This window comes from Pseudoramibacter alactolyticus ATCC 23263, assembly GCF_000185505.1.
Classification (GTDB): Bacteria; Bacillota; Clostridia; order Eubacteriales; family Eubacteriaceae; genus Pseudoramibacter; species Pseudoramibacter alactolyticus.
The window spans coordinates 2,098,743-2,111,366 of record NZ_GL622359.1; the positions used below are offsets into that span (position 1 = coordinate 2,098,743).

A 12,624-nucleotide genomic window follows, 5' to 3' on the forward strand; every position below is an offset into this window, starting at 1 on the left:
ACGGACGTTTTATTCGAGTTCGGCGTTGCCGGTATAAAGCTGATAGTATACGCCGCCCTTGGCGATGAGCTCGTCGTGGCTGCCCCGTTCGATGATGCGGCCGTGATCCATCACCATGATGGCGTCGGCATTGCGCACCGTCGAGAGGCGATGGGCGATGATGAACACCGTGCGCCCGATCATCAGCTTGTCCATGCCCGCCTGCACCAGCGCTTCGGTGCGGGTGTCGATGGAGGAAGTGGCCTCGTCTAAGATCATGGCCGGTGGGTTGGCGACGGCCGCCCGGGCGATGGCCAGCAGCTGGCACTGCCCCTGAGAGAGGTTGCCGCCGCTGCCGTCGATCATCGTGTCGTAGCCGTCGGGCAGCAGCCGGATAAACTCGTCGGCGTTGGCCAGGCGTGCCGCGGCAATGACCTCCGCGTCGGAGGCATCCAGGTTGCCGTAGCGAATGTTTTCCATCACCGTGCCGGTGAAAAGGTTGGTTTCCTGCAGCACGACGCCGAGGGAGCGGCGCAGAGCCGGTTTGGTGATGCGGCGGATGTCGATGCCGTCGTATTGGATTTCGCCGCTGGCGATGTCGTAAAACCGGTTGATCAGGTTGGTGATCGTGGTTTTGCCGGCGCCGGTGGCCCCGACCAGGGCAATCTTCTGGCCGGGTTTGCCGTGGATGGTGATGTCGTGGAGGATGGGCTTGTTCGCCTCGTATTCGAAATCGACGTGCTCGAGGCGCACTTCACCGCGCATGGCCCGGTAGTGCACTGCGCCGTCGGCATCCGGCGCGCGCCAGGCCCAGGTTTCGGTGCGGTGGTCCGCCTCGAGGAGCTGGCCGTTTTTCACGATGGCGTTCACCAGGGTCACGTCGCCGCCGTCGGCTTCGGGCACTTCGTCCATCAGGGTGAAGATGCGTTTGGCGCCGGCCAGCGCCATGATGATGGCGTTGAGCTGCTGGGACATCTGGCTGATGGGCATCGAGAAGCTCTTGGTCAGATTCAGGAAGGCGACCAGGCCGCCGAGGGTCAGCGCCGTGTGGCCGGAGAGCATCATCACGGCGCCCACCAGGGCGACCAGCACGTACTGCACGTTACCGAGGTTGCCCATGATGGGCATCAGGATATTGGCGAAGGTGTTGGCGCTTTCCGCGTTTTTAAAGAGGGTTTCGTTTTTGGCGTCGAAATCGGCCTGGGCCGCCGCTTCGTGGTTAAACACTTTGACGACCTTCTGCCCGGCCATGATTTCTTCGATGTTGCCGTTGACGATGCCGAGGGCGTTTTGCTGGCGGATAAAATACCGGGAGCTCGCGCCGGTGACCTTGCCGGAAATCCAGATCATCACGGCGATGGTCACCACGACGAGGAAGGTCAGCACCAGGCTGGTGGCCAGCATGGCGATAAACACCGCGACGACGGTCACCAGGGCGCTGATGCTCTGGGGCAGCGCGATGGAAAGCATCTGGCGCAGGGTGTCGGTGTCGTTGGTGAAGTGGCTCATGATGTCGCCGTGGGCGTTCTGATCGAAATAGCGGATCGGCAGCTGCTGCATATTGGCAAACATTTCGTCGCGGATATCCTTCTGGATGCCCTGGGAAATGGTGACCATGATGCGGTTGTACAGCAGGGTGCACAGCGCGCCGCCGGCAAAGATGCAGGCCATGACGATCACCACGTGCAGAAGCGGTGCGAAGTTGGGATGGGACTGGCGAAGCATCGGCGTGATGTAGTCGTCGATGACACTCCCGATGAACAGCGATCCCACCGCGTTCACCACGGCGCTGGCGATGATGAACAAAATAACGGCGCTGAACCGCAGCTTGTAATTTCTGCCGATGTAGGCCACCAGCCGGCGCACCGTGGCGCCGTCCACCTGGTCAGCCCGGGAGGGCTCGGCCTTGGGGATCTTGTGTCCCACGCGGCGGCCCTGCGCATCCACATGGTGGATGCCCTTAAGTTTCGGTCTCGATGTTTTAGACATGCGCTTCATCTCCTTTCTTCGCCGCGTCAGGCGAGGTTTTGGTTTGCGATTCATACACTTCGCGGTAAATCGGCGAGCGCATGAGCAACTCGTCGTGGGTGCCGAAGTCGGACACGGTTCCGCCGTCCATCACGATGATGCGGTCGGCTTCCTGCACCGAGCCGATGCGCTGGGCGATGATCAAGGTGGTGGTGCCGGGGATGACGGTCCCCAGCGCCGAGCGGATTTTGGCATCGGTTTTGGTGTCGACCGCCGAGGTGGAATCATCCATGATGAGGATCTTCGGCTGGGCGAGGAGGGCCCGGGCGATGCACAGGCGCTGCTTCTGCCCGCCGGAGACGTTGGAGCCGCCCTGTTCGATCATTGTGGCGAGGCCGTCGGGCATGTCCTTGATGAATTCGTCGGCGCAGGCGATTTCGCAGGCGCGCCGGAGCTCGGCGTCGGTGGCGTCCGGTTTGCCCCAGCGCAGGTTATCGGCGATGGTGCCGGAGAAAAGCACGTTTTTCTGAAGCACCATGGCCACGTCAGTCCGAAGGGTTTTCAGATTGATCTCGCGCACATCCACCCCGCCGACATAAACTGTGCCGATGGTCGCGTCATAAAGCCGGGGGATCAACTGCACCAGCGAGCTTTTGGCCGAGCCGGTGCCGCCGATGATGCCGATGGTTTCGCCGGAGGCGATGGCCAGATTCACGTTTTTAAGGGAGAGCTTGTCCGGGTTATTCTGATAGGAAAAACTGACGTTGTCGAAGACGACCGAGCCGTCTTTTAACGCCATTACCGGATGGGCGGCGTCCGTTAGATTGCTTTCGGTGGTCAGCACCTCGGCAATGCGCTCGCCGGAGGCCTGGGCGATAGTCATCATGACGAAGATCATCGAAAGCATCATCAGGCTCATCAGAATCTGCATCACGTAGGTGATCAGACTGGTGAGCTCGCCGGTGGTCAGGGTGCCGCCGACGATGAAGCGCGCGCCGAACCAGGCCAGCGTGATCATGCAGGCATACATCACGATTTGCATCAGCGGGCTGTTAAAAGCGACGAGCTTTTCGGCGCGGCTGAATTTTTCGTAAATGTCGTTGGAGACGCTGTTGAATTTTTTTACTTCGTAATCTTCGCGCACGAAGGATTTTACCACGCGGATGCCCCGCAGATTTTCCTGAACGATGTTGTTGAGCCGGTCGTAAACCCGGAAGACCTTTTGGAATACCGGATGGGCAGCGCGGGCGATAAAAAACAAGCCGACGCCCATCACCGGAATGGCGATTAAAAAAGTGCTCGCCAGCTGCGGATTGATGGTCAGGCTCATAACGAGCGAGAAGATGAGCATCAGCGGCGCGCGGACGGCCACCCGGACGATGAGCATGTAGGCCATCTGCACGTTGGTGATGTCGGTGGTCATTCGGGTGACGAGCCCGCCGGTGGAAAAGTGGTCGATGTTGCTGAAAGAAAAATCCTGCACCCGGGCAAAAATATCGTGGCGCAGGTTCTTGGCGAGGCCGGTAGACGCGGTGGCGCAGTATTTGCCGGCCAGGGCTCCGAAGAGTAGTGCGATGGCGGCGACGGCGAGCATCACGATACCGGTGGTTACGGTGGCGCGCATATTGCCCTTATTCAGCCCCTGGTCGATCAGGCGAGCCATGAGCAATGGAATGATGACTTCCATGACGACCTCGAGGGTCACGAAAAGCGGCGAGAGCAGCGATGCTTTTTTGTATTCACGCAGACTCGCCATGAGTGTTTTAATCATGCAGTTCCTCCTTAAAAAATTTTTATCAAGGGATAAAGACAGTTAGATTATTATAGAAGAAAAAAATATGATTGGCTATTGATATTCTAAAATTTAAAAATGAGAATGATTTAAATACAAAAGCGGTGTGCCGATATGGGGATAAACTTAAATCACTGTAATTGGGCAAAGGGCTATCTTGACAAAAGCCGGGGACAAAGCTATAGTTGACGGGTATAAAAGTGAATATGGCTAAATGGGCATTGTCGGGCGGTTGCGGCACCGACGAGATGCAGCATTTGTTCTGAACATGGGCATTTTAAAGATGCGACAAGAAGGAGATCGAAGATGGAAAGAACATTCAGTTACGAATTTATGCGGGAAATGATGAACCTGCAGCGCGGCAGTGTGAGCCAATATCTGCGGGATGCAGCGTCCGGGATGCATCTGCGTCCGGGGGAATTCAGCACTTTGCTGCAAATTTTGCGGGGGGCGCGCAATGAAGACGAACCCCGGATGACGGTGTCACTCCTCAGCCAGATGAATCACTGCACCAAGTCCAATATGTCGCAGGTCGTCAAAGAATTAGAAGAAAAAAAATACATCCTGCGGGTGCCGGATGAGAAGGATCGCCGGGTGATTCATTTGGTGCCCACCGAAGAGGCGCTGACCAAGATGAACAGCGCATCCGTCTTCGGCAAGACCCTGCTGGACGAAACGGCCAGGCGCATGGGCGAAGAGAAAGCCCAGCAGATGCTGGCGCTGCTCAAAGAGTTTGCCGCTGAGCACGAAGCCCTGCAGCAGGCACAGGCCGAAGCGGGCGATCCCCGATTTTGACCGTATCGAATGATGAAGGGAAACAGATGCGAAAATTAAGAAAATATTTGAAGCCCTACGGTCTGCTTTTTTTGGTGGCCGTGGCTTTTTTGTTTGTGCAGGCGGTCAGCGAACTCAATCTGCCCAATATGATGAGTAATATTATCAACGTGGGGATCCAGCAAAACGGGATTGAACATGCAGCACCGGAGGCGATCAGCGACAGGGGCTACGCCTTTATGCGCAGTTTTATGACGAAAAAGGAACGGGCGCGGCTCGACCGGTATTATCGACGCGTTCCGGCGGCAAAGGTCAACCGCAGGACCTATGATAAATTGGCAAAAGGCGAGGGCCTGTATCGGCTCAAAGCCAAAACGGACACAGCCTACGATACGCTGGATCCGATTTTTTCAAGGGCCGGCTGGACCTTTATCGAGTTCATTCAGGACAAGGATAATCGCGCGCAGATCAAAAAAGCGGCGGCCGCCCAGGCCCGGGCCAAGCTGATCGCCCAGGCGCGCGCCGGGGCAGCGGCCAAAGGGATGAATTTGTCCGCCGTGAGCGATGAGGCGCTTCTGGCCATGCTGTCGGATCCGGCCCAGGCGGCCAAATTCGGGATGGACGCCGAGCAGATTCAGGCGATGAACCGGGGGTCGGCCGGCAGCAGCACTGATTTTAAAGTGAGCGGCAGAACCACCAGCAGCAATTTGAACAAGATCGATATGACCGAGGTGTATCCGCTTACGCCGGCGATCCGCGCCGCAGGCGGCTCGGCGATGCAGCGAGCCCGGGATAAGGCGATGAAGATTGACACGAGCATGCAAAGCCAGACCGGGGCGGTATTCGTCAAGCTTTTCGGCAAAGAACTGGGCGTCGATATTGGGGCGAGGCAGCAAAGCTATATCGTCCGCACCGGCCTGAAGATGATCGGCCTGACGGTGCTCAGCGCGCTGGCGGCCATCAGCGTGGGCTTTCTGGCATCGCGCATCGCGGCGGGTATGGCCCGAAGCCTCCGTGAGGATTTGTTTCAAAAAGTCACGACGTTCTCGTCGCCGGAGTTTAGCCGTTTTGGCACGGCGTCACTGATCACCCGCAGCACCAACGATATCACCCAGCTGCAGACCTTTATCATCATGGCCATTCGCATGGTGTGCTACGCGCCGATCATCGGGACCGGCGGCATCATCATGGCGCTGCGCCGGGATGTGTCGATGGCCTGGGTCATTGCCCTGGCGGTGATCGTGCTGCTCGGGCTCATCGCCGTGGTGGCGGCGCTGGTGATGCCGAAGTTTAAAATCATGCAGAAACTCATCGACCGGCTGAATCTGGTGATGCGGGAAAACCTCAACGGGATGGAGGTCGTCCGGGCATTCAGCAATCAAAGTCACGAGGCCAAACGCTTCGATGGCGAAAATACCGCGGTGACCCAAAACAATCTCTTTGTGAACCGGGTGATTTCGCTGATGATGCCCGTCATGATGCTTATGATGAACGGCGTGACCCTGCTCATCGTCTGGGTCGGGGCGCATCAGATTGCAGACTCGGCGATGCAGGTCGGCGATATGATGGCTTTCATGCAGTATTCGATGCAGATCATCATCGCCTTTGTGATGGTGGCGGTGATGTTCATCATGATTCCCCGGGCCCAGGTTTCGGCGGAGCGCATTGCGGAAGTGATCGAAACTGAACCGGCCGTTCAGGATCCGCCGGAGCCGGTGCATTTTGCCGGTGCGCATCCGGGGCGGGTGGTCTTCGACCATGTGTCTTTCCGCTATGCCGGTGCCGATGAGGATGTGCTCCACGACATCAGCTTCGTCGCAGAGCCGGGACAGACAGTGGCCTTTATCGGCTCGACGGGTTCCGGCAAATCGACCCTCGTCAATTTAATTCCGCGCTTTGCCGACGTGACGGCCGGGCGCATCACCATTGACGGTACGGATATCCGCGCGGTTTCCCTCCACGAACTGCGGGATCACATCGGCTTTGTGCCCCAGCGGGCGACGCTTTTTTCCGGGACGGTGGCGAGCAACCTGCGCTTCGGCAGGGAGGAGGCCAGCGACGAGGAGATTCGCATTGCGGCGGAAATCGCCCAGGCGACCGAATTTATCGACGCGTCGCCGGAGGGCTACGACCGCGTCATCGCTCAGGGCGGCAGCAACGTGTCCGGCGGACAAAAACAGCGGCTGGCCATCGCAAGGGCTTTGGCCAAACAGCCGGATCTTTATATCTTTGACGATAGTTTTTCGGCGTTGGATTTTAAAACCGATGCCGTTTTGCGCAAGGCGCTCAGACCCTATACGCAAAAGGCGGCGGTGCTTATCGTAGCGCAGCGAGTGAACACCATCATGGATGCCGACCAGATTGTCGTTCTCGACGAAGGCCGCGTGGCGGGCATCGGCCGTCACGACGCGCTGATTGAAACCTGCGAGACCTATCGCGACATTGTGGCTTCACAGCTTGGAAAGGGGGAAGCGTGATGGCAGAAAAAATAACCAAAGATAACGCGCCCAAACGTCAGCGCGGCCCGGGCGGCCCCGGGCCCCGAGGCATGACCAATACCGAGCGCGCCAAGGACTTTAAGGGGACCCTGCGCAAGCTGATAAATTATCTTGGCACGTATAGAATGGCGATTCTTTTGGTGGCGGCCTTTGCCGTGGCTTCGACGGTGTTTACCATCGTCGGGCCGAAGATTTTGGGCCGGGCCACCACGGAAATTTTCAAAGGGCTGATGGCCTCCATCGCGAACACCGGCGGCGGGATCAACTTTGTTAAGATCGGCGGCATCATTTTTAAGCTGGTGATGCTCTATTTCACGTCGGCTGCTTTCCAGGCGGTGCAAAGCCTGATCATGACCCAGGTGGCCGTGAAGGTGACCTATCGCATGCGCCGGGATGTTTTTGCCAAAATGAACCGGCTGCCCTTTACCTATTACGATCAGACGTCCTATGGCGAAGTGCTTTCTTACATGACCAACGATATTGAAACCATTAACCAGAGCTTAACCCAGAGCCTGACCCAGATCGTGACGGCGGTGGCGAAGATTGTCGGCATTCTGGTGATGATGTTTTCCATCAGCTGGCAGATGACGCTGATTGCGCTGTGCATCGTGCCGGCGTCCGGGGGGCTTGCCATGCTGGTGATCCGCCGTTCGCAACGAGAGTTTGCCGGACAGCAGGCCTACCTCGGCCACATCAACGGCCATATAGAGGAAGTGTACGGCGGGCACACGGTGATCCAGGCCTATAACAAAGAGGCGGATGCCACGGCGACCTTCGAAAAATACAACGACAAGCTTTATACAACGGCGTGGAAATCCCAATTCATGTCGGGGATGATGATGCCGATCATGACCTTCGTGACCAATCTGGGTTATGTGGGCGAGTGCATCCTCGGCGGCTATCTGGCGGTGCACGGCCGGGTGGAGGTCGGCGATATTCAGGCGTTCATTACCTATGTGCGTCAGTTTAACCAGCCCATCACGCAAGTGGCGAATATCTCCAACGTGCTGCAGATGACCATGGCCGCTTCCGAGCGCATCTTTGCTTTTCTGGACGAACCGGAGGAAAGCGCAGATCCTGAACGGGCGGTGCCCACGGATGCGGTGCGCGGGCGGATCACCTTCGAGCATGTGGGCTTCGGCTATCTGCCGGGCAAGCCCGTTATCCGGGATTTTTCGGTGGATGTGCAGCCGGGGCAGAAGGTGGCCATCGTCGGACCGACCGGCGCCGGCAAGACGACCATCGTCAAGCTGCTCATGCGTTTTTACGACATCGACCGCGGCCGGATCCTGATTGACGGGCACGACAGCCGCGACTTTGCCCGAAGCGATCTGCGCCGGATCTTCGGCATGGTGCTCCAGGACACTTGGCTGACCAGCGGCACCATCGAAGATAATATTCGTTACGGCAATTTCGCGGCGGACCACGACGCGGTGGTGCGCGCGGCCAAGACGGCCCAAGTCGATCACTTTGTGCACACACAGATCGAGGGCTACGACACGGTGCTGGGCGAAGAAGGCGGCAGCATCTCCCAGGGGCAAAAACAACTGCTGACCATTGCCCGGGCAATCTTAGCCGATCCCAGGGTGCTCATCCTCGACGAGGCGACCAGCTCCGTGGATACCCGCACCGAGGTGATGATCCAAAGGGCTATGGACAATTTGATGGCGGGGCGCACGAGCTTTATCATTGCGCACCGGCTGTCGACGATTCAAAACGCGGATGTCATTCTGGTGCTGCGGGACGGCGACATCGTCGAGCAGGGCAGCCACGAGGCTTTGCTGGCACAAAACGGTTTTTATGCCGATCTTTACAACAGCCAGTGGGCCGCGATTGAAGACGCGGTTTAAACGGGAGTCTTAAAGAAAACTGCCGTTTTCGGGCCGGGAAGACCGCCAAGGTGCTCCCGGCCCTTTTATTTGGTATAATTTGTGGCATGCTAAACTTTTGGCGCCATGCAAAAGACGAAGAACGGAGAAGAAGGCCATGCGGAACAAGATTAAAACCCATCAACGGATGCTGCTTCTGGGCGGCCTGGCCTTGCTGTTGGTGGCTCTGAATCTTTGTGTATACTTTGACTGGGATCATTACCGGACGCCGATTGCCAGGATCGAAAAAATCTGGCAGACCGATGACGGCACCGCGTCGACGGCCGCCGGCGGCCGGGAGGCCAAATACCGGCAGGTCATGACCCTGCGGCTGCTCAACGGCAGCTATCGGGGCCAAACGGCTCGCGCGGTCAATCTTTATTCCCAGACCCGAATGGATAGTGTGACCTATCATCGGGGCGACATCGTTCTGCTCGACAAGGTGATCGAGGGGCCGGCCGGCTATCTGCGCACCTCGGTTGCCGGGCAGAAGCGGGATTATTTTCTGTCGCTGCTGTTCAGCGCGCTCGTTTTTGGGGCAGTGGCCGTTGCCGGCCGGCGGGGGGCGGCCTTCGCCCTGGCGCTGATGGCGAACTTGACGGCGCTGATCCTGGCTTTTGTCTGTGCCCAGATGGGACTGCGCTTTGTTCCGATGGCGCTGATGCTGCTGATTTTCTTCTGTGTGTGCTCGCTGTGGCTTTGTTTGGGGTGGAGCCGGCAGATGCGCTTGACGCTTTTGTGCACGGTGATTTGCATGGGCCTGCTCGCCGCGGTTTACGCTGCGACCAGCCGGCTGTCCCCCAATATGGATTACACGTTGGAAAATTATATACGCAACGGCAGTCTGCCCCTGCAGACGATTTTTACCTGGGGCATTTTGCTCGGCAGCTGCGGCGCGGTGATGGATACGGCGATCTCGGTGATCAGCGGCGTGACGGAAATTCTGCGGGTGGCGCCGGACACTCCGAAGATTGAGCTCGTGCATTCGATCCGGCAAATCGGCAACGACGTGACGGGCACGATGATCAACGTGCTGTTTTATACTTATTTAACGGCGAAGATCCCCATCTATCTGGTGATGCTTGCCAATGGGATAGGTCCCATCACCATTTTTCGTTATTACGCGCTTTACGAGGTGATTCGCTTCATGGCGGGAGCGCTCGGCATCGTGCTGTGTATTCCCGTGTCCGCCACGCTGGCGGCGCGGGCCTGGCGAAGGGAGGGCATTGCCAAATGGTTGTAGGACTGGGCATCGTGTTCATCGTTTGTCTCGCGTTTACGACCCGGGGTCAGACGGAAAAAATCGCGGCGACGCTGGCGTTTAACGCGCTGGTGATTATCGCGGCCGCCGCCGCGCTGCTGCTGGGCGCCGGTGTGATGGCCGTCAGTGCGGCGAGCATGATGGGCATGCTGCTGCTGACGCTGTTTTATCAAAACGGCGTGAATGCGAAAACCAAGGCGGTTTTTATCGCGATGCTCGTGGTGATCGCGGTGATGGCGGTATGCGTTTGGTGGGTTTGCCGCCGGGCAGGCATTTACGGTTTGAACGAACGTACCTGGGAAGAGGACGAAATCCTGATGATGAACCTTCATTTGCGTATCGACATGCTGGCCGTCGGCGTTTTTGTGATGCTCATGGGTCTGCTGGGCGCCGCGAAGGACAGCGCGATGGCGGTGGCCAGCGGCACCTTTGAGGTGATGCGCTGCCATCCCGGGATGTCTCGGGCGGCGATTGTCCGCTCGGGCATGGCCATCGGCCGGGATGTTTTAGGCATCACCATCAACACCTTGTTTTTTGCGGCGATCGGCGAATCGCTTTTGCTGGTGCAGCTGTATTTTGACTGTCATTATTCGCTGGGCGCGCTTCTCAACGCGAAATCGCTGTTTCAGGCGGCGATGCCGGTGTTGGTGGGCGGTATCGGTGTGGAGCTGTCCATCCCGGTGACGGCGGCGGTCATGGCGGTTTACGGCGTGCGGAAGATCCGCCAAAGTGCAGAGTCTGAAGCACCGGGTGAAGGCCCGGCGGCAGGATAAAGCTCGAAGCGGGGGCGGCGCATGCAGGGCGTCATGCAATAAAATCGTGGCGGAAGGCGGTCCGCCGTGGTACAATAAAAAGGATTACAGGTGCAAGGGAGGAAAACCGTTGTGAAATGTCCGACCTGCGGAGGCGAGCTGCCGGCCGAAGTGCGCTTTTGTCCGCATTGCGGCGCGCCGGTGCAGGCCCTCCATTACGGCAATCGGCCGGCGGCTGACGCGCCGGCCGAAACGGTGAAGTCGGCGGAAGCATCACCGGAAGATAGTATGGCCGCAGCCGTTTCGGATGCTTTGGATGACAGTCTGGCATCTGCGGTATTGGAAAAAGAAGCGATGGCCGCTGCGCCGCTTGAAGCCGATGAAGCGCCGGCCGTTTCCGAAGAAGGGGAAGATTTGGCGGATCTGGAGGAAACCGAGGCGGTTTCGCTGCGCCGCTGGCTGACGCCCACCCGGTTGATCGCTCTGGGCGTGGTGCTGGTTTGTCTCGTCGTTTTCGGGATGGGCCGGCATTACGGCAAACAAAGACAGATGTATCGCCGGCAGCTGAAGGAAGCCAATGCCCTGCTTTACGCCGGGAAGACGGCCGATGCCGGGGGGGCCTATGATAACCTGATCGAAATTGATAAAAAGCGAGTGGAGGGCTACGAAGGCGGCGCCGCCGCTCTGGTGGTGGAGAAGCAGCTGGACCAGGCCCGGCAGTATTTGAAAAAAGCGGCAAAAATCAAACGCACGCCCTATCAGCTGGCGATTGCCGCGAACCTCGACCTCGCCCGCGATCAAAAGGCCGCGGCCCAGGCGAAACTCAAACGGCTGAACCGCCGGAGGTCGTTTGATTGTCCCACGGCGTTTTATCACGCCCGGGCCGATGTGATGCTGGGGAACCGGGAAGCGGGGATCGCGGCCCTGCGCAAAGGCATCGCCGGCTCCGGCTTGAAAGAAGACAAGATCGTGCTCTACGACCGGTCCATCATCCTGTCGCTGGACGCCCACCACAGCGAATCCAGGGTGAAGGCGCTGGTGCGGGAAGCGTACCGGGCGACACGGGCGCCCAAATACCGAAAGATGCGGGACACGGTGTGCGTGGGAACGCCGCGATTTGTGGGCAGCAGCGGGACTTATGACATCGGGTTTACCGCGAAGATCAAAAAAGGCCGGGCCGGCGACCAGATTTATTACACCACGGATGGCAGTGCGCCGACGGCGGCATCCACGCCCTACAAGGGATCCATCGCGCTGCCGCCGGGCCAAACCACTCAGGTGCGCGCTGTCGAGATCTCCGAGCGGGGCTATCTCAGCGCGGTGATGACGGTGAACTATAAAATCAAGGCGCTGCCCGCCCCGACGGCTTCGGCCTGGGAGAACGGTGCCGACGGCCGCTCTTTTTCCTGGAAGCAGGTAGACGGCGCCGAGGGTTATCAGATTCGGGAAGTGGTTTCCTATCCGATGTCTGCGGACGCGACCCAATACGTCGAGGTGAGCGAGACGCGCTATACCGATCGGCTCAGCGGCGGGGGCTACAGGGTTGCGGCTCAGGTCCGGGCCTATGTGACGGTGGGCGGCCAGCGGTTTTATTCCGATTGGAGCAACCGTGTGAGCTACGACGTGGGCTTTTCCGAGGCGCTTAAAAATATGAGAAATCAAATGGCGGACGATGATGCGCCGGAATCGGACGACGATTAGGATTAAAAGTAAATAGAAAAAGACGGATCCC

Annotated in this window: 8 protein-coding genes; 6 read left to right on the top strand and 2 right to left on the bottom strand. The window is 58.4% G+C overall.

Annotated features, from left to right (window positions below; translation table 11 throughout):
- Nucleotides 1-9 precede the first annotated feature (9 nt).
- Together HMPREF0721_RS10010 and HMPREF0721_RS10015 are read right to left on the bottom strand one after the other, a co-directional pair.
- Complete coding sequence (locus HMPREF0721_RS10010) at nt 10-1,977, bottom strand: ABC transporter ATP-binding protein (protein WP_006599650.1); 1,968 nt, start codon at nt 1,975-1,977, stop codon at nt 10-12.
- Nucleotides 1,961-3,718: an ABC transporter ATP-binding protein gene (locus HMPREF0721_RS10015; RefSeq protein WP_006599651.1), complete on the bottom strand. Its 1,758-nt coding sequence runs from the start codon at nt 3,716-3,718 to the stop codon at nt 1,961-1,963. The genes HMPREF0721_RS10010 and HMPREF0721_RS10015 overlap by 17 nt, the downstream gene beginning before the upstream one ends.
- Nucleotides 3,719-4,045: 327 nt before the next feature.
- Here HMPREF0721_RS10015 and HMPREF0721_RS10020 point away from each other — a divergent pair, with 327 nt between their 5' ends.
- From HMPREF0721_RS10020 to HMPREF0721_RS10045, 6 genes are all read left to right on the top strand, one after another.
- Complete coding sequence (locus HMPREF0721_RS10020) at nt 4,046-4,534, top strand: MarR family winged helix-turn-helix transcriptional regulator (protein WP_006599652.1); 489 nt, start codon at nt 4,046-4,048, stop codon at nt 4,532-4,534.
- Nucleotides 4,535-4,560: 26 nt separating this feature from the next.
- Nucleotides 4,561-6,990, top strand: coding sequence for an ABC transporter ATP-binding protein (locus tag HMPREF0721_RS10025; protein WP_040640057.1), 2,430 nt, complete (start codon nt 4,561-4,563; stop codon nt 6,988-6,990).
- A complete protein-coding gene (locus HMPREF0721_RS10030; RefSeq protein WP_006599654.1) occupies nt 6,990-8,861 on the top strand; it encodes an ABC transporter ATP-binding protein in 1,872 nt (623 codons plus the stop codon). Before HMPREF0721_RS10025 ends, HMPREF0721_RS10030 begins: the two co-directional genes overlap by 1 nt.
- 136 nt (nt 8,862-8,997) lie before the next feature.
- Nucleotides 8,998-10,122 (top strand): YibE/F family protein, encoded by a 1,125-nt coding sequence (locus HMPREF0721_RS10035; protein WP_006599655.1) that lies wholly within the window; start codon nt 8,998-9,000, stop codon nt 10,120-10,122.
- Nucleotides 10,113-10,913, top strand: a complete 801-nt coding sequence (locus HMPREF0721_RS10040) for a YibE/F family protein (RefSeq protein WP_006599656.1) — start codon at nt 10,113-10,115, stop codon at nt 10,911-10,913. The genes HMPREF0721_RS10035 and HMPREF0721_RS10040 overlap by 10 nt, the downstream gene beginning before the upstream one ends.
- Nucleotides 10,914-11,024: 111 nt before the next feature.
- Nucleotides 11,025-12,593: a chitobiase/beta-hexosaminidase C-terminal domain-containing protein gene (locus tag HMPREF0721_RS10045; protein ID WP_040640058.1), complete on the top strand. Its 1,569-nt coding sequence runs from the start codon at nt 11,025-11,027 to the stop codon at nt 12,591-12,593.
- The last annotated feature ends 31 nt before the right edge of the window (nt 12,594-12,624 follow it).

Bases quoted from the DNA above. Each gene is read 5' to 3' on its own strand.
- HMPREF0721_RS10030 (WP_006599654.1), top strand. From the start codon at position 6,990: ATGGCAGAAAAAATAACCAAAGATAACGCGCCCAAACGTCAGCGCGGC.
- HMPREF0721_RS10010 (WP_006599650.1), bottom strand. From the start codon at position 1,977: ATGAAGCGCATGTCTAAAACATCGAGACCGAAACTTAAGGGCATCCAC.
- HMPREF0721_RS10040 (WP_006599656.1), top strand. From the start codon at position 10,113: ATGGTTGTAGGACTGGGCATCGTGTTCATCGTTTGTCTCGCGTTTACG.
- HMPREF0721_RS10020 (WP_006599652.1), top strand. From the start codon at position 4,046: ATGGAAAGAACATTCAGTTACGAATTTATGCGGGAAATGATGAACCTG.
- HMPREF0721_RS10015 (WP_006599651.1), bottom strand. From the start codon at position 3,718: ATGATTAAAACACTCATGGCGAGTCTGCGTGAATACAAAAAAGCATCG.
- HMPREF0721_RS10025 (WP_040640057.1), top strand. From the start codon at position 4,561: ATGCGAAAATTAAGAAAATATTTGAAGCCCTACGGTCTGCTTTTTTTG.
- HMPREF0721_RS10035 (WP_006599655.1), top strand. From the start codon at position 8,998: ATGCGGAACAAGATTAAAACCCATCAACGGATGCTGCTTCTGGGCGGC.